Source organism: Flavobacterium hankyongi (genome assembly GCF_036840915.1).
GTDB classification, from domain to species: Bacteria; Bacteroidota; Bacteroidia; order Flavobacteriales; family Flavobacteriaceae; genus Flavobacterium; species Flavobacterium hankyongi.
On sequence record NZ_CP085725.1, the window covers coordinates 1,306,059 to 1,324,917 of the forward strand.

General features: G+C 33.0%; 16 protein-coding genes. 8 read left to right on the forward strand and 8 right to left on the reverse strand.

What is annotated here, in order from left to right; translation table 11 throughout:
• Positions 1-14 precede the first annotated feature (14 nt).
• Entirely contained in the window at positions 15-1,199 is a 1,185-nt protein-coding gene (locus LJY17_RS05980; protein WP_264542932.1) for a M20/M25/M40 family metallo-hydrolase, read from the reverse strand.
• Positions 1,200-1,422: 223 nt separating this feature from the next.
• On the opposite strand from LJY17_RS05980, the gene LJY17_RS05985 reads away from it, so the two are divergent.
• The gene (locus tag LJY17_RS05985) at positions 1,423-2,067 is read left to right on the forward strand and encodes a hypothetical protein (protein WP_264542933.1); all 645 of its coding nucleotides are present in this window, start codon (positions 1,423-1,425) and stop codon (positions 2,065-2,067) included.
• Between the two features lie 175 nt (positions 2,068-2,242).
• On the opposite strand, the gene LJY17_RS05990 is transcribed toward LJY17_RS05985, so the two are convergent.
• From LJY17_RS05990 to LJY17_RS06005, 4 genes are all read right to left on the reverse strand, one after another.
• A complete protein-coding gene (locus LJY17_RS05990; protein WP_264542934.1) occupies positions 2,243-3,520 on the reverse strand; it encodes a glycosyltransferase family 4 protein in 1,278 nt (425 codons plus the stop codon).
• Positions 3,517-3,882, reverse strand: a complete 366-nt coding sequence (crcB, locus tag LJY17_RS05995) for a fluoride efflux transporter CrcB (RefSeq protein ID WP_264542935.1) — start codon at positions 3,880-3,882, stop codon at positions 3,517-3,519. Before crcB ends, LJY17_RS05990 begins: the two co-directional genes overlap by 4 nt.
• Positions 3,883-6,303 (reverse strand): YfhO family protein, encoded by a 2,421-nt coding sequence (locus LJY17_RS06000; protein WP_264542936.1) that lies wholly within the window; start codon positions 6,301-6,303, stop codon positions 3,883-3,885.
• Between the two features lie 102 nt (positions 6,304-6,405).
• Complete coding sequence (locus tag LJY17_RS06005; protein WP_264542937.1) at positions 6,406-6,681, reverse strand: DUF4834 family protein; 276 nt, start codon at positions 6,679-6,681, stop codon at positions 6,406-6,408.
• 96 nt (positions 6,682-6,777) lie between these two features.
• On the opposite strand from LJY17_RS06005, the gene LJY17_RS06010 reads away from it, so the two are divergent.
• Both LJY17_RS06010 and LJY17_RS06015 read left to right on the forward strand, forming a co-directional pair.
• Complete coding sequence (locus tag LJY17_RS06010) at positions 6,778-7,866, forward strand: transporter (protein ID WP_264542938.1); 1,089 nt, start codon at positions 6,778-6,780, stop codon at positions 7,864-7,866.
• Between the two features lie 5 nt (positions 7,867-7,871).
• Positions 7,872-8,990, forward strand: a complete 1,119-nt coding sequence (locus tag LJY17_RS06015; protein ID WP_264542939.1) for a GNAT family N-acetyltransferase — start codon at positions 7,872-7,874, stop codon at positions 8,988-8,990.
• Between the two features lie 58 nt (positions 8,991-9,048).
• Here LJY17_RS06015 and LJY17_RS06020 read toward each other — a convergent pair whose 3' ends face one another.
• A complete protein-coding gene (locus tag LJY17_RS06020; protein ID WP_264542940.1) occupies positions 9,049-10,308 on the reverse strand; it encodes an aminotransferase class I/II-fold pyridoxal phosphate-dependent enzyme in 1,260 nt (419 codons plus the stop codon).
• 630 nt (positions 10,309-10,938) lie between these two features.
• On the opposite strand from LJY17_RS06020, the gene LJY17_RS06025 reads away from it, so the two are divergent.
• The 3 genes from LJY17_RS06025 to LJY17_RS06035 all read left to right on the forward strand — a co-directional run bounded on the left by LJY17_RS06025 (position 10,939) and on the right by LJY17_RS06035 (position 14,444).
• Entirely contained in the window at positions 10,939-11,511 is a 573-nt protein-coding gene (locus LJY17_RS06025) for a non-canonical purine NTP diphosphatase (RefSeq protein ID WP_264542941.1), read from the forward strand.
• 178 nt (positions 11,512-11,689) lie between these two features.
• Positions 11,690-13,600: a DEAD/DEAH box helicase gene (locus LJY17_RS06030; protein ID WP_264542942.1), complete on the forward strand. Its 1,911-nt coding sequence runs from the start codon at positions 11,690-11,692 to the stop codon at positions 13,598-13,600.
• Between the two features lie 85 nt (positions 13,601-13,685).
• Entirely contained in the window at positions 13,686-14,444 is a 759-nt protein-coding gene (locus tag LJY17_RS06035; RefSeq protein ID WP_264544883.1) for a carboxypeptidase-like regulatory domain-containing protein, read from the forward strand.
• Positions 14,445-14,473: 29 nt separating this feature from the next.
• Here LJY17_RS06035 and LJY17_RS06040 read toward each other — a convergent pair whose 3' ends face one another.
• Positions 14,474-15,151, reverse strand: coding sequence for a TrmH family RNA methyltransferase (locus tag LJY17_RS06040; RefSeq protein ID WP_264542943.1), 678 nt, complete (start codon positions 15,149-15,151; stop codon positions 14,474-14,476).
• A gap of 42 nt (positions 15,152-15,193) precedes the next feature.
• Here LJY17_RS06040 and LJY17_RS06045 point away from each other — a divergent pair, with 42 nt between their 5' ends.
• Together LJY17_RS06045 and purB are read left to right on the forward strand one after the other, a co-directional pair.
• Positions 15,194-15,877, forward strand: coding sequence for an SIR2 family NAD-dependent protein deacylase (locus tag LJY17_RS06045; protein ID WP_264542944.1), 684 nt, complete (start codon positions 15,194-15,196; stop codon positions 15,875-15,877).
• A gap of 81 nt (positions 15,878-15,958) precedes the next feature.
• Complete coding sequence (gene purB / locus LJY17_RS06050) at positions 15,959-17,302, forward strand: adenylosuccinate lyase (RefSeq protein WP_264542945.1); 1,344 nt, start codon at positions 15,959-15,961, stop codon at positions 17,300-17,302.
• 30 nt (positions 17,303-17,332) lie between these two features.
• Here purB and LJY17_RS06055 read toward each other — a convergent pair whose 3' ends face one another.
• Positions 17,333-18,646, reverse strand: coding sequence for an ammonium transporter (locus tag LJY17_RS06055; RefSeq protein ID WP_264542946.1), 1,314 nt, complete (start codon positions 18,644-18,646; stop codon positions 17,333-17,335).
• Positions 18,647-18,859: the final 213 nt, after the last annotated feature.

Sequence of the window (18,859 nt, forward strand, 5' to 3'; positions counted from 1 at the left end):
ATGAGGCTTTTCTTTTATTCTATTACTATTTTCTTACTTATTTTTTTTTCTCCTGAACTTAGCGTTACCAAATACATTCCTTTCAATAGTCCTTCCAATCCAACTGTCTCAATCAGTTTAGGATTAGAAATATTCTTACTTATTACATTTTTACCGTTAACATCAGTTACTACTAAATTATACTTATCAACTTGCAAATTACCCATATTGATGTGTAAAGAATCTTTAGTAGGATTAGGAAAAAAGCTTATCTGATTATCCGCATCAAAAGTATTTATTCCTAATGTTGTTTCAGCCTTAGCAAAATGCAATACAGCTCCTGTAGCAGCTTTTGCAACTTTAAAGTTATATACTGGATCCATATTTACTAATAAATCTGTAGCGGTATGTTTGTGTGGTGTTTCATTAGTTTCAAAAAAACCAGTTATTATTTCATTATTGGCTTGAAATGGCATATAATCCGATGCATATGCATAAGATAAAGTAGTTTGCAAAGGAGAATACAATCCAACACAAGTAATCAATTCATTTGTAATTGCAGACGAAGCTGCATTGTTTGTAGATGGAGTTCCGTTAGTATCTCTTTCACACGTAATAGTGTTATTTGTCATGCCAGCCACACCTCCGACTTCATCTAAATTGAATACCAATCTAATATCCATTTTAGGCGTCGTACCATTAACAACAGAAGATACATAATGCTGACTACCTCTCAAACCATCTTCTTCACCGCTAAAGTTGATGAATTTTATAGAATATTCAGTATTCACATTTTTTAATAATCTAGCAATTTCTAATATACTTACTACTCCACTTCCGTTATCATTTGTTCCTGTTCCTGTTATAGAATCATAATGTCCACAAACAATAACATATGTATTAGGATACAACGTCCCAACTTTAGTAACCACAAGATTCTTGCATGTGCTTCCTGAATATGAATAAGTATCTGTTGTTATTTGAGCTGCTGAGTAACCAAAGCTAGTGTATTTATTCACTAACCATTGATAAGCGTTTTCTAACGCTTGAGTATTTCTATATTTTACTCCCAAAGCTTCATACTCGGTTAAATTATTAGTAATGTTTGTTTGAGAGGTTTGATTTGCAATATCTGCATAACGTTGCACAAAAGTTTGTGCAAATAAACTTAACGGGCTTAGAGTTATGCTCAAAAGTAGAGCACGTAATTTTGGTCTCATAATTTATTGATAGTGTTGGGTTTCAGCAAAGTTAATTTTTTTTAACATTTTTCTGCATCTTTTTTAAACTTTTTAATTATTTAAAAATCAATGAATTACAAAATATTATACTAGAATAACAAGTTTTGGCACGCTAATTGAACATATCATTTCAACAAGATGTTCTTCTTGTTCGAGATAGCTAAAAATCGAAAGAGTAAGCAAACCATTAAATTATTGTATTATGAAAAAGATTACACTTTTAGTGGCCAGCATCTTCCTGGCGGGAAGTATGGCTCACGCGTCAGAAAACCATTTTTTTTCTGACAATAACGGAAAAGGAAAAGGTCCTAAACATTTTGTAGATTATCGAGATGCAGAACCTATTTCATTTATAGAACGCGGTATTGAGTTTTTTGTATTCCCTAACGGTGAATTCGATTTTAACACAAGACCAGACGATGTACAAGGAGGCGATTACTACTTTAAAGCAGCTGGAAAAAGAGGCTCAGTAGAAATAGCTAGTAGAAGACCCGTAAATTATGGTGTTCGTATAGAACATGATAGCTTTGGACGAGTAAGACGAGTTGGAAACACGTTTATTAACTACGATTACAACGATAGAGTAAGCCGAATTGGTACAGTTTACATGAGATACAACAGTTTTGCACTAACACAAATTGGTGGATTACGCATCATGTACAACAGAAAATGTCAAATCATCGATATGTTTGGTAGTGTAAAAGGTAGAGCAACTGGTTATTATAACGATAACTATTATGATGGCCCAAGAAACAATTATCCATCTGATCCACGTGAAAATGACGATGATTACTACTATTACAAAGCTGATGGTACAAAAGCAAAAATCGAAGACGATAAAAAATAAAGAGTTTTAAAAATAAATTTTGGTTAGGTTTGTTTATTTATGTTAAACCTCGGGGTGCCATAACTCTGGGGTTTTTCTTTTTAGGAGCTATTTCCTGCTTTCGCCAGTCGCTTTTTTTGTTGATTTCGAGAACCTCAATCTACAAAAAAGAGCTCCAAAAATGGCTCAATCAGGGCTATTTTAAAAAATTAGCCAATTTTTGGGTAAGATTTTTACGAGAATATTGTTGCAATCCTACTGGATATACCTTTAATTCTTTAGCAACAAATTTTTCAAAATGAGAAAGTAGCGTAGCTTTTAATCTCTCTTTTTCAGAATATGTAAAGAAACTTCCTGTGTTTGTAGAAACAATTAATTCGGCAAAATCAGAATCTTGAGGACCAATAGCCACAATTGGTCTTTCAGAAACCATATACTCAAATACTTTTCCAGGAATAATACTTTTTGTTTCTTCCGAATCTATTTCTACCAATAATAAAACCTGTGATTTTCTTTGATGTTGAATAGCTTCAGCATGAGAAACATATCCCAAATTATTGAGATGTGGTTTTAATCCAAAACTTTCAATAGTATCCAGAATTTCCTGACTCACCTTCCCTATTAATTTTAGCGTGAATTGCTGCGAAAATTGGTCATTTTCATGAATCAATTCACTCAATGCTTCCCATAAAATTTTAGGATTTCTATCTGATAAAAATGAACCTATATGAGCCAAAGTGAACTTTTCGTCCAATTGTCCAACAGAAACTTTTTCAACATCATAACCATTAGTAATTACTTCTATTGGCTTGGTTGTTAACCTTTCAAACTCAGCTTTAGTCGTTTTACTGGTCACAATAATAGTATCAGCAGTATTTAGAACTTTACTTTCTAAAGCTTTGTGTTTTTTATCAGCATAACTTGATAATTTTAATGCCGAATGATAGCCAATAGTAGTCCAAGGATCTCTAAAATCGGCCAACCAATTTAATTTTAAATCATTTTTTAACTGAAGCCCTATTAAATGCAAACTATGAGGTGGCCCTGAAGTAATAATAGTATCAATGTTATACTCTTGAATATATTTTTTCAAAAACTTAACTGAAGGTTTAACCCACAGTACTCGTGCATCAGGTATAAAAAGATTACCACGAATCCAAAGCATAGCTTTTTGCAAAAAAGTCTGTTTCTTTTGATTTGGTATTATACCTGAACTAATGCCTTTTGTGTTCTTTTTTGAAAAGATTGAAGCCATACCGTATGGCTCAATAATTTTATGTTGCAGAATTATTGCTTTGTCTGAAACTTCATTAACTAATCCATTATCTATAATTGGATACGTTGGGTTTTCAGGAACATAAACTATAGGTTGAATATCAAAATCAGGCAAGTACTTAACAAATTTAAGCCATCGCTGTACTCCTGGCCCTCCAGCTGGTGGCCAATAATAAGTTATAATGAGTACTTTTTTCATATCACTTTAACCAAATTCATTCCTAACCAAGTTGCCAATAATCCTATAATAATACTAGATGCAATATAGATAATGGCAGTCCCCATTTGATTATTTTGTATTAATTGGATGTTTTCAAGGGAAAAAGTAGAGAATGTTGTATAACCTCCACAAAAACCAGTTATCAAGAAAAACTTTAAATCTTGAGATAATATATTCTGTTTTTCGAAGTAACCAAAGAATAAACCAATTAACAAACAACCCAAAATATTTGTAATAAACGTAGCATAAGGAAAAGTAATCGATTTGATTACAACAGAAGTTAGGTAGCGCAAAACACTACCTAAAGCTCCTCCTAATGCTATGTATAAAATGGTTTTCAATTATTTTTCGCTAGCTATCTTTTTTCTTTCTGAATAAATTACAAAGCCTAACAATCCTAAAATTCCAATAAAACTGAATAATGAAATCATACTACCAGTTTTTACCACTTGCGGTTCAAATTTAAACTCAACTGTATGTTTTCCAGCTGGGATTGGCAATCCTCTTAAAGCATAATCTACTCTATAATGTTCAGTAAGTTTACCATCAATGTAGGCATTCCATCCATTTTTATAATACATTTCAGAGAAAACGGCAAAACCATTATTTGGGTTATTTGAAGTGTATTTTAATTCATTTGATTTATATGAATCAAGTTTAATAACAGCTGTAGTATCTTTTACAAATTGTTTAGCTGGTAACTTAAACTCGTTACTGTTTATAAAAGCAACATTTTTAGAATCAAACTTGGTTAAAGCCTTCATTTCAGCATCAGCAGATTTCAACTCTTTAATTTCTTTTATGAACCAAGCGTTTCCATTAGCTCCCGTACTTTTAATAGTTATTTGTTCTTCTTTTTCATTAGTTTGAATAAGGTATTTAACGTTTAACATATTTAGTACTTCCAAATTATTGTTTGCGATTTGATAATCGAACAATTCTTGCATCCTGCGCGGTTTTGCTGCATGATATCCTCCAATTGATTTATGGAAATAGGAAGCTCTTGGATCACTCATTGCATTTTGTGATACTTCAAAAACTCTATAATGTGATTGATCTTTCAAAATCGCTTCATCAAAAGGAGCTTCTACAAATGGTTCATCAACTTCGTGAGCTGATACAAAACTTGAAGTATTCAAATAATTTTTATCAATAAAAAACAAATCGGCTACCATCAAAATTCCAACAAGAATTATCGCTACTTTTTCAGAAATTCTGTTCTTAATAGACAACCATAAAGCTCCAAAAGCAACAATTATAAAAAAGACAGAGCGCAATAAATCTGCAGAGAACATTGATTTTCTGTCTTGTTTTAAAGCATCAACAAATTCTGGTCCGTACGATTGTATGAAATAAGAGTCACTTCCACCTGCGAAACTGAAACTTCCTTTAAAAAGGAATAACAATACCAAAACACCTACACTTACTGCTCCAGACTTCCACAAATTAGTCCATTTTTCTTTTTCATCCAACTTAAAGAAAGATTGTAATCCCATAATTGCTAAAACAGGAATACAAATTTCTAATACAACTTGTATAGATGAAACTGCTCTAAACTTGTTGTACATTGGCACATAATTGATAAAGAAATCTGTTAATAATGGGAAATTTTTACCCCAAGATAAAAACAACGAAACTAAAGCTCCAGCAAGAAAAGCATATTTAATTTTTCTTGTATCAGCAAATAACGCAAGTACTGCAAGAAAGAAAACAATTGCTCCAATATAAGCAGGTGCAGCAACAATTGGTTGGTCTCCCCAATATGTTGGCAATCCTTTTACAATTTCTTTTGCTTGATCTTCTGGTACATTTTGAGCAACAACATATTTGTACATCTCAGAATTTGTACCAACATTTTCACTATTAGAACCACCAAAAATTCTTGGTGAAATTAAATTGAAGCTTTCTAATATTCCATAACTATATTCTGTGATATAATTGTATGTCATTGAAGTAGCCTCGGTCTTTTTAGAACCATCAGGATTAAAAGTTAATTCACTTTTCCCTCTTGTACTTTCTTTAGCATATTCTGAAGTAGCCATTATATTTGTTGCATTAGCACCAATGGCTAGAATACCTGCAATTGCAAATACTGCTGCTGATTTCCAAAGATGTCCAAAATCTTTAGCTTTGATAGCTTTAATTTTATAATAAGCTGCAATTACCAATAATAGAATTAGTAAGTAATAGGTCATTTGAAAGTGATTTGCATTAATCTCTAAAGCAGCTGCTAAAAGAGTAAGCAATCCACCAATTAAATATCGTCTTTGATATACTAATAAAACTCCAGCAATAACCATTGGCATATAAGCAATAGCATGTGCTTTAGCATTATGACCAACTCCAAGAATAATGATAAGATATGTTGAAAAACCAAAAGCTAAGGCACCAAAAAAAGCTTTCAAAGGCTTAATTCGCAATGCCATCAATAAAATATAAAATCCAACAAAATAAAGGAATAAATAATCTGCTGGACGAGGTAAAAAACGAATTAATCCATCAAGAGTTTTAATATAATTATGTGGATAATTTGCTCCTAACTGATATGTTGGCATTCCACCAAAAGCACTATTTGTCCAATAGGGTTCGGCATCATATTCGGCTCTAAAATCATTTTGTTCTTTTGCCATTGCAGTGTACTGCACAATGTCTGATTGCAGAATTTTCTTTCCTTGTAATACAGGATAAAAATAAATAAGCGAAACCAGCACAAAGCCCAATACAGCCAGTGCATGCGGATAAAAACGTTTTAGTTTATTCATAAAATTTTGGTTGAATCAAATAAGGCGTGAAGATACTAATTTTTTAGTATCCAGCCCAGTTTTCGATTTTGAGTTTGTTTGAAGAAATAAAAAGACTTCTATTTAATCTTTTACCTCCTCATAATCAACGTATTCACCAACCTGTTTTGTAGGTTTTTTAAAATCACGTTGTGATTTTTCTTGAGTAAAAGTATCGTTTGAAGTTGATTGATTAAAGTCTCCTTGCTGGTAGTGACGATTAAAGTTTTCTTGTGCTTTATTCATCATCGATTTCATTAAAACTGGCATGAAAATACGAGCCAAAATTTTAACCAAATAATAGAAACCTATAATATAAATGATGGTTTTTAATAAACCACTAAATGAAGCCTCTTGCATTGTAATTTTTTTTCAAAAATAAGCATAATTGATTTATCACTTTCTTAAAATAATAATAAAATATACTACATTTGGTCAAACCAAACCTTGAAACCTATGAAAGTATTACGTTCCTTTATTTTAATCAGTATTTTAAGCTTTTCCTCTTCTATATACTCACAGTTTACAGATCAAATTAATTCAAACAGACCTGGTAAATCTGCTGGAGCATTTTCGGTTGGTAAAAAAGTGCTTCAAATAGAATCGGGAGTATATTATATTAAGGAATCACATAATATTTTAGATTATGATGCTAAAGGATTTGGATTAGATTTAACAGCGAGATATGGTGTTTGGAAAGAACAGTTTGAAGTTACCCTTGATGCACAGTTCCAAATGGACAAGTATTCGAGCTTATTTGTAGATAAAAATAGAAGTGGATTAAGAAATACAACACTTGGAGCAAAGTATTTATTCTATGATCCTTTCAAAAAAGGAGAAGAAAAACCAAATATTTACAGCTGGAAAGCAAACCACCGTTTTAAATGGAAGCAATTAATTCCAGCTATTTCAGGTTATGTTGGTGTAAATTATACTATGGATAACGATTATAGTATTCCAGGAGAAGCTGTGGTAAGTCCTAAAATTATGGCAATTGCACAAAACAGATTTGGAAGCCGTTGGGTTTTAGTTACAAATTTAATTGCCGACAAAATTGCATCTGAAACACAAAATTTTGGTTATATACTAACATTAACATGTGGTGTTCATGAAAAATGGTCTGCATTTCTTGAAAACAGAGGTGTAAAAGGCGATTATTATTCGGATGGTTTCATTGCAGTTGGAGCAACTCATTTATTGAAAGACAATCTTCAAATAGATATCAACATTGCAAAAAACATAAAATACACTCCTTCTATTTTTTATGGAGGAATAGGTTTCTCATGGAGATTTGACAAAAAACACAAAGACATTCAAATTAAAGATGGAAAAGAGGTTAAAGAAAAAGGAGATCAAAAAGAAGGTGAAGGAGGCGGAAAAAGTACAATAAAAACTCCAGAAGAACTTGAAAAAGCAGCCAAAAAAGCAGAAAGAAAAAAACGCAGAAACAAAGACAACGACATTGAACCTTCAAGTGATTCTGAAGAAGGAACTAAAGAAGAACCTAAAAAGAAACGATTAGATGATCTTGAAGAAACGCCATAATTTTTATGATTACTATTAAACAAATACATACCAAAAAAGAGATTACCGAATTTGTAAAATTTCCCTTCAAGATTTTTAAAGGAAACAATTGTTGGATTCCTCCTATTATTTCTGAGGAAGTTGAAACTTTTGATAAAACAAAAAATCCAGCATTAAAAACTGCTGAAGTAGAACTTTATTTGGCTTACAAAAACAATGAAATAGTTGGTCGAGTTGCCGCTATAATTAATTGGGACGAAGTCAATTTACAAAAAAAAAAGAAAGTTCGTTTTGGTTGGTTTGACGTTATTGATAATATAGAAGTTACCAAAGCTTTATTAAACAAAGTTTATGAGCTTGGAAAAAAACACGGCATGGAAATGGCCGAAGGTCCTATTGGTTTTACCAATCTAGATAAAGTAGGTGTATTAACCGAAGGTTTTGATCAATTAGGGACGATGGTTTCATGGTACAATCATCCTTACTACAAAGAACACTTTGAAAAGCTAGGAATGACAGTTGAAAAAGAATATTTTGAAAGCTATTTTTCAATGAATGCCATAAACCCTGAACCTTTTCAAAGGGCTAGTAAAATGATTAAAGAGCGTTACGGTGTTAGAGTTTTAAACTTTACAAAATCTAGCCAAGTAATGCCTTATGTAGATCAAATGTTTGATTTATTTAATGAATCATATTCTGCATTACAGACTTTTGTTCCTATAAACGATGAAATGAGGGATTATTTCAAAAAGAAATACATCAGTTTTATCAATCCTGAATATATCAAATTTTTCATGGACAAAAATGATAAAATGATTGGTTTTACTATCGTTATGCCTTCTTTTGAAAGAGCAATGCAAAAGGCAAAAGGAAAGTTATTCCCTTTTGGATTTTATCATTTATTAAAAGCTAAAAAAGCATCTGAAGAGGTAGTCTTTTATTTAATTGGAATAAGTCCTGAATATCAAAACAAAGGAATTACAGCTATAATTTTTGACGAATATTACAAAGTTTTTAAACAAATGAATATTAAAAAATTCATACGTACTCAAGAATTAGAGGAAAACCATGCGATGCATAATTTATGGAAAAATTTCAATCCAACCATTCATAAAAGACGAAGAACGTATAAAAAAGACCTATAAAACAAAACCCTATCAAATTTGATAGGGTTTTACATTTAATATTATTATTTGATTGTGTTTAAGAAACATTCTCTACGTTAGCTTCGGCAAGTGCTTTATAAGTACCGTTACTTAGTTTTTCACGGATAGCTTCAAAAGCTGCTAAAGTTTCATCGATATCTTTTTGAGTATGTGAAGCCGTTGGAATCATTCTTAACAAAATAATACCTTTAGGAATTACTGGATAAACAACAATAGAAAGGAAAATACCATAGTTTTCACGTAAATCGTTTACCATTACCATTGCTTCAGGAATAGATCCTTCTAAATATACTGGTGTAATACAAGTGTTTGTATCTCCAATATTAAATCCTCTTTCTCTTAATCCGTTTTGTAACGAATTAACGTTTACCCAAAGTTTATCTTTAATCTCAGAAGATTTACGTAATAATTCTAAACGTTTTAGCGATCCAATAGTTTGAATCATTGGCAATGCTTTAGCAAACATTTGCGAACGTAAATTATATTTTAAATAATCAATTACATCTTGATCAGCAGCAACGAAAGCACCAATATTTGCCATCGATTTTGCGAATGTAGAAAAATAAACATCAATACCATCCTGGCATCCTTGCTCCTCACCTGCTCCAGCTCCAGTTTTACCCAAAGTACCAAAACCATGTGCATCATCAACTAATAAACGGAAATTGTATTTTTTCTTCATTTCTACAATTTCTTTCAATTTCCCTTGTTGCCCACGCATTCCAAAAACGCCTTCAGTAATAAATAAAATACCTCCGCCAGTTTCTTTTGCCATTTTAGTAGCACGTTGAAGATTTTTCTCCATGCTCTCTAAATCATTATGTTTGTATGTAAAACGTTTACCCATATGCAAACGAACACCATCAATAATACAAGCATGTGAATCTACGTCGTAAACAATAATATCATTTTTAGTAACCAAAGCATCAATGATAGAAACCATTCCTTGGTAACCAAAATTCAATAAATAAGCTGCTGGTTTCATTACAAACTCAGCCAATTCTTTTTCTAATTGTTCGTGGTAATTTGTATGACCCGACATCATACGAGCACCCATTGGATAAGCAGCACCAAATTGCATTGCAGCATCAGCATCAGCTTTTCTCACTTCTGGGTGGTTAGCTAATCCTAAATAATCATTAATAGACCAGTTTAAAATTTCTTTTCCGTGAAATTTCATTCTTGGTCCTAAATCACCTTCTAATTTTGGGAAAACATAATATCCTTCTGCTTGTGAAGCCCATTTCCCTAACGGACCTTTATTGTTTTGTATTCTTTCAAATAAATCTTTAACCATAATTCAAAAATGTAAATTTTTACGATTTTATAATCGGCTCAAAAGTAACCATTTCTATGGTATTATAGTATTGAAATTTGCAATTATTTTTTGAAGCTTTTCCTGCTGTACTCTTTATCTTTTGTTTTTATAAAGAAAAAAACAAAAGGATGCCGTTTCCATCAGGGCTAAAAAAGACCTACCTTTATTTCACTTAATCCAACAGTATTGTTCAAAAAATAAGGAGGCCTTTTACAGGCCTCCAATATGTGTGATTCTGATTAATAAAATATCAATTTCGTCCTCGACTCTACCGACTATAAAAAATAATTCTTAAAATGACTAATCAGAATTACAAATTAAAGATACAAAATATTCAGCTCTTTTATATTAAAAATCAATTATTTAAGCATTAATTAACATTTAAAAAAACCAAGCTTTAAATAAAAGAGTCATTTTTATTATGGAAAACTAAAAATTAAGCATACATTTGCAGCCGAATGACACAGCAATGTGGTTACACATTCGACAAAAAGTCGGGGGCTCCACCTCGACTTTTTACTTTTTAATACCTTCCTACTTCATTCCTAAAAATGGTTTTTTAAGCAAAGTCAAATAACTATCTTTGACATAATTCTAAAATTCTCATAAATGGAACTTGTTTTCGCCTCAAACAACAAAAATAAAATCAAAGAAATTCAACAATTAGTACCTTCAGATATTACAATTTTAAGTCTTGAAGACATTGGTTGCGATGTAGACATTCCTGAAACAGCAGATACTATAGAAGGTAATGCAATTCTGAAAGCAGATTATATTACTAAAAATTATGGGTATCCATGCTTTGCAGATGATAGCGGAATTGAAGTCGATGCCCTAAATGGAGCTCCAGGAGTATATTCGGCACGTTACGCTGGTGAAGAAAAAGATGATAATAAAAACATCGATAAATTGCTATTTGAACTTTCTGAAAAAACCAACCGTAAAGCCAATTTCAAAACAGTTATTGCTTTAAATTTAGAAGGTTCACAGCATTTGTTTACTGGAATTATTAATGGTGAAATAATTACAGAACGCAAAGGAAATAACGGATTTGGCTATGATCCCATATTTGTAGCTGATGGTTATGAAACTACATTTGCTGAAATGTCAATGGAAGAAAAAGCGACAATTAGTCATCGCGGAAAAGCAGTAAAACAGTTAATCTCTTTTCTCAAGAAATAGTTATTTTATTGAAAAATTCTCAATAAATAGCCTTAATAACCTTTAAATCTTCAAATATTCTTCATGCCTTATTTTCTAAATTATTGATTATCAAATACTAATAATTTCACAAATAAAAATTTTACACTAGTTTATATCGTTTATAAACACTACTTTTGCACCCAATTTAAAATATTTTATGAATAAATTTGAACAATTAGGATTGAATGAGTCGCTACTGCTGGCGATTAAAGATCTAGGATTTGAGAATCCGTCAGAAGTGCAAGAAAAAGCGATTCCAGTACTATTGGAACAAAACACAGATTTAGTTGCCCTAGCGCAAACAGGTACAGGAAAAACCGCAGCTTTTGGTTTTCCACTAATTCAGAAAATTGATGCTGAGAACAAAAATACTCAGGCATTAATTTTGTCACCAACGCGTGAATTATGCTTACAAATCACTAACGAGATTAAATTATACTCAAAGTACATAAAGGGGTTACATACTGTGGCTGTTTATGGTGGTGCAAGCATTACAGAACAAGCTAGAGAGGTAAAACGTGGCGCACAAATTATTGTGGCTACACCAGGTAGAATGCAAGACATGATCAACAGAGGTCTTGTAAACATCAAAAACATCGATTTCTGCATTTTGGATGAGGCAGATGAGATGTTAAACATGGGATTCTACGACGACATTTGTTCCATATTATCGGACACACCGGAAGAGAAAAACACATGGTTATTCTCCGCAACCATGCCTGCTGAAGTAGCACGCATTGGTAAACAATTCATGTCTAACCCTGTAGAAATTACAGTAGGACATAAAAACTCAGGATCGGCAACGGTTTCACACGAATTTTACGTTGTAAATGCCCGTGACCGTTACGAAGCTTTAAAACGTTTGGCAGATGCAAATCCAGATATTTTCTCGGTAGTTTTCTGTCGTACGAAAAGAGACACTCAGGCAGTTGCCGAAAAATTAATCGAAGACGGATACAACGCTGCAGCATTACACGGTGATTTATCACAAGCACAACGTGACGGGGTAATGAAAGCGTTCCGTGGTCGTCAGGTTCAAATGCTGGTAGCTACAGACGTAGCGGCTCGTGGAATCGACGTAGACAACGTAACGCACGTTGTAAACTATCAGTTACCAGATGAAATTGAAACGTACAATCACCGTTCTGGCCGTACAGGTCGTGCCGGTAAATTAGGTACTTCTATTGTAATCGTAACCAAAAGTGAAATTCGTAAAATCAACTCGATTGAAAAAATCATCAAACAGAAGTTTGAAGAAAAAACGATCCCGAGCGGTATTGAAATCTGTGAAATCCAGTTATTACATTTAGCAAATAAAATTCACGACACGGAAGTTGATCACGAAATTGATAGCTACTTACCAGCAATCTATGAGGTTTTCCAAGACTTAACAAAAGAAGAATTGGTAAAAAGAATGGTTTCTGTTGAATTTAACCGTTTCTTATCGTACTACAAATCAAAACGTGATTTATCAAGTCAAGGTAGTGAAAGAGGAGAAAGAAGTTCTGAACCAAGAGAAATCAGAGCTGGTGATCCAGTGCGTTATTTTATTAACATTGGCGCTAGAGACGATTTTGATTGGATGCAATTGAAAGACTTCCTGAAAGAAACTTTAGACTTAGGTCGTGATGATGTATTCAAAGTTGATGTTAAAGAAGGTTTCTCTTTCTTTAATACTGATGGCGAGCACTCTGCTAAAGTTATGGATATCTTAAATGGTTATGACCTAAACGGCAGACGTATTAATGTAGAAATCTCTAAAAACGATGGTGGAGGAAACTCTGGTCGTCGTGACCATAACGGAAGAAATTCTGGTGGTGGAAGAAGAGATGGTGGTTTTAGAGGAGAAAGAAGTTCAGGTGGACGAAGAGAAGGTGGATTTGGAGGAAGAAGTGAATCTCGTTCATCAGACAGAGCTCCAAGAACCGAAAGACGTGGCGAAGGAAGATCTACTGAAAGAAGAAGTGATTCTTCTGAAAGAGCTCCAAGAAACGAAAGACGCTCAAGTGCTGCACCAAGACGTTCTGACTCAAGTGCACCAAGAGAAAGAAGACCAAGAAGAGATTAACACTTTTTGTTAATTTTCTTATAATTATATAAAAACAGTAAAATATCTCGTAATGAATAATTACATTAGCCCAACAAATTTAGGCATGAGATATTTTACTGTTTTCTTTTTATTCATATTTTCAATTACAGGATTTTCGCAAGAAACTACTACTGTAAAAGGTACCATCATAAACGATAATAATTTACTTCCTATTTGGAATGCAAATGTTGTAAATACCAATAAAGTCAGAGGTGCAATTTCTGACGCAAAAGGTAATTTTGAAATTTTTGCAGATGTAAACGATATACTTTTAATATCATGTTTAGGATTTCAGTCTATAGAAATTAAAGTAACTAATGACTGGATAAAAAATCAAAACTCACGTATTAGACTTACAGAAAAAGCATATGCTTTAGAAGAAATTGTTATTCCACCTTACACACTTACTGGATACTTAGAAGTTGATGCGAAACTTATTCCAGAGAGAGAAAACTACTGGTACTCTATCGCTGGTTTAACTAAGAGATATGAAGGAGGAGAGAACTCTCCTAACGCATTTAACAGAGTAATGGGTTCATTATTTAATCCTGCTGATGCTTTGTATAATTTCTTTGGTAAAAGACCTAAGGAACTTAAAAAGTTACGTGAAATTCGTAATGACGAAAATCTTCGTAATATTCTACAAAACAAATACGATCGTCAAGCTATTTACTTGATGTTTGGTATCAACGAAAAAGAATTACTTGAAATTTTGGAGCGTTGTAATTATTCTGAAGCTTTTACAAAATCAGCAAACGACCTTCAAGTTCTAGATGCAATCAATGGTTGCTACGAGGAATATAAAATTTTGAAGAAAAAATAAAATTAAAAGATTGGTTCACCAATCTTTTTTTATGTTCTTATATTTCTTTCTAAATACTTCTGCGTAATAAAATCTATATCTTTTATTGATTTACGAGCCCAATCGATACATTTTTCTAATAATTCTGCTTCTGTAAGTTGCCAATTTATGTCAGAATTACGTAATCGTGTTGAAATATTTTGCAAAATTATCGCTGCAGATACTGAAATATTTAAACTCTCAGTAAAACCAACCATTGGTATTTTTAAATAACCATCAGCCTGATTGATTACTTCTTCTGAAAGCCCATGCCTTTCTGTACCAAAGAAAATAGCCGAAGGCTTTGTTATATCAAAATCTTCCAGCATACAATCATTTTCATGGGGTGTAGTTGCAATAATCTGATACCCTTTTGCTTTTAATTGGTCTATGCAAGCTTGATTATTTGAATATCGGTGAATATCAACCCATTTTTGAGCTCCCATAGCAATTTCAGTATCAATTGTTTTTCCAAATTTTTGCTCAATAACATGTAGTTCCTGAATTCCAAAGACATCACAACTACGCATAACTGCACTAGTATTGTGCAACTGAAAAATATCCTCCACTGCCACCGTAAAATGTTTGGTTCTATTTCCCAAAACTCGTTTAAAACCCTCCTTACGATTTTCTGAAATAAAAGTCTCTAAATACTCTAAATAGTTTTTGTCTTGAAATAGCGATTCCATGAATGGATAATTTTCTTTAATTTCGACAAAGATAAAATTAAAATGAAAAAGAAAATAGTCGTATTAACAGGAGCAGGTATGAGCGCCGAAAGTGGTATAAACACTTTTAGAGATTCTAACGGATTGTGGGAGAACCACGATATTATGGAAGTCGCTTCTCCAGAAGGTTGGCGAAAAAATCCTGCTTTAGTTATAGACTTTTATAATAAACGTCGCGCACAATTAAAAGAAGTAAAACCCAATAGAGGTCATGAAATATTGGCCGAATTGGAAAAAGATTTTGATGTTCAAATTATTACTCAAAATGTAGATAATTTACATGAAAAAGCTGGAAGTACAAAAATTCTTCATTTACACGGAGAATTAGTAAAAGTTCGCGGTGAATTTTCAGAAAACGAAAGTATATACTGGGAAAACGACATTTCTATAGGTGATGTAAACGAAAATGCCGAACAATTACGCCCTGATATCGTTTGGTTTGGCGAAGCCGTTCCTGCAATAGACGAAGCCATACCAATGATGAAGCAAGCCAATATTGTTATCATTATTGGCACTTCCTTACAGGTTTATCCGGCTGCGGGATTAATGCATTATGCGAAAAGTTATGTCCCAGTTTATTATATCGACCCAAAACCTGCTTCGATTTATGATTTACCCAATCCGTTAGAAGTTTTAAAAATGAGTGCCAGCGAGGGACTTTCAAAAATTCAAAATCAATTACAATAATCAATAAAAAACTTGGCACTCATAACTTATAACTTATAACTTATAACTATTTTTGCACTTTCTAAAAAACAACACAACAACATGCAACTAACTGAATTGAATGCTATTTCACCTATTGACGGTCGTTATAGAAATAAAACTGTTTCCTTAGCTCCTTATTTTTCTGAAGAAGCCTTAATCAAATACCGCGTATTAATTGAAGTAGAATACTTCATTGCACTTTGTGAAGCAGGAATCCCTCAATTAGCTAATGTAAATAAGAGTCTTTATTCCGATTTGAGAAACATCTATGAGAATTTCTCTACTGAAGATGCACTTTGGATTAAAGAAACCGAAAAAACAACCAATCACGACGTTAAAGCTGTTGAATATTTCATCAAAACCAAATTTGATGCTTTAGGGTTACAACAATACAAAGAGTTTATCCATTTCGGATTGACTTCACAAGATATCAACAACACCGCCATTCCGCTTTCAACCAAAGAAGCTTTTGAAAAAGTTTATTTACCAAGCTTAATTAGTGTGGTTTCCAAATTAAAAGAATTGAGTGTTGAATGGAAGGATATTCCGATGTTGGCTCGTACCCACGGACAGCCAGCCTCTCCTACCCGTTTAGGAAAGGAAATTCTAGTTTTTGTAGAACGTTTGGAAGAGCAAATGCGCTTATTGTTCAATGTACCATTTGCCGCTAAATTTGGTGGAGCAACCGGAAATTATAACGCACACAAAGTGGCCTATCCTAATAACGATTGGAAAGCCTTTGGAACTAATTTTGTAGAAAATATTCTTGGAATGCACCATTCGTTTCCAACGACACAAATCGAGCATTACGATCATTTTTCCGCTTTCTTTGATGCTTTGAAAAGAATCAATACCATTTTAATTGATTTGGACAGAGACATTTGGACGTATGTTTCGATGGATTATTTCAAACAAAAAATTAAGGCTGGTGAAATTGGTTCATCTGCTATGCCTCATAAAGTCAACCCGATTGATTTTGAAAATAGCGAAGGAAATTTAGGAATCGCCAATGCTATTTTTGAACATTTATCAGCAAAATTACCTATTTCGAGATTACAACGTGACCTTACAGACAGTACGGTTTTACGTAACATTGGAGTACCAATGGGACATACTTTAATTGCTTTTGAAGCGACCTTAAAAGGGCTAAACAAGTTATTATTGAACGAGGATAAATTTGCTGAAGATTTAGAGAAAAACTGGGCAGTGGTAGCTGAGGCTATTCAGACTATTTTGCGTCGCGAAGGCTATCCTAATCCATATGAAGCGTTAAAAGATTTAACAAGAACCAATTCGGTTATCAATAAAGAATCGATTCATGCTTTTATTGAAACACTAAATGTATCAGAAGCAATTAAAGCAGAATTAAAAGCGATTACACCGAGTAATTATCTAGGAATCTAATAATAAAAGCCAGCTTTTCAGCTGGCTTTTTTATAAATACTCTCCATGTTGTGAAATATCCAACCCCAACAATTCTCTTTCTTCACTGACACGCAAAGGCGAAATCAAATTCACCACATAAAACAATATATAAGACATTACAAAAGAAAAAACAGAAACAACCACCAGAACCAAAACCTGGCTCAGAAATAATCTATATTCGCCAAAAATAAGTCCTTGGTGTTTTATTGCAGGGTTTATTTCTTTAGATGCAAAAACACCTGTCAACAACATTCCTACCATACCACCTACTCCATGACAACTAAACACATCTAGCGCATCATCAATTTTTCCTTTAGGAAATTTTTCGACTAAAATATTACTTACAACACTACTTACCATTCCTATAAAAATAGCATGTGGAATACTCACAAAACCAGTAGCAGGGGTAATAGCCACTAAACCAACAACTGCTCCTATACATAATCCTAAAGCTGAAAATTTACGGCTATTAATTTTATCAAAAAATCCCCAAGTCATTGCCGCTGCTGCTGCTGCAACTGTTGTCGTAGACAAAGCTTGTACTGCTAAACCGTTGGCACCAAAAGCAGATCCGGCATTAAATCCGAACCAGCCAAACCACAATAAACCTGTACCTAAGAGTACATAGGTAACTCTTGCTGGATTGTGACTTACTTCTTTACGTTTACCTAAAAATATTGCACCTGCCAAAGCCGCCCAACCTGCACTCATGTGAACCGCGATTCCTCCTGCAAAATCTAATATCCCTAACTTGAAAAAGATTCCATTGGGGTGCCAAACCATATGTGTTAGTGGCGCATAAACAAATAACACAAAGAGCACTATAAATAACAAATAGGACCAAAAACGAATACGCTCAGCAAATGCTCCTGTTACTAATGCTGGAGTTATAATAGCAAATTTAGCTTGAAACAAAGCAAATAATAGCAAAGGGATGGTTGGCGCTAATTCCCAACAAGTACTTATCCCAACCTGATTAAAAAACAAATTTTTAAACGGATTTCCAACAAGACCATATACAGAATCACCAAAAGAAAGACCGTAACCTATAACTACCCACAAAATAGTTACCACAACCATAGCAACATAGCTTTGCAACATTGTACTAATTACATTCTTCTTCCCTACCATACCACCATAAAAGAAACCTAAACCTGGTGTCATTAGTAAGACTAAAGCAGTCGCAACAATCATCCAAGCAGTATCGCCAGTATCAAACTTGGAAGTTGACGCAGAAGTAGTTTTACCAAATGAAAAATCAACTATCAAACAACTCAAGGCCAAAAAAGCCAAAACAAAGGCTAAAAAATACTTTCTTTTCATAATTGAGAGTTTTAAAATTCACTTAAATCTACAAAACCCCATAAAAAAATACCTACACACCTTTAATTTTTATTATTTTCTAAATTACACCCTCTTTAAAATATAGTTTAAAAAAATTACGCTCTAAAAAATGTTAAAAATTCAATAAATATCATTAGGTTTCCACATCACAATCTAAAAATTCAAACTTTTTTCGTATTTTACGATTCTTTC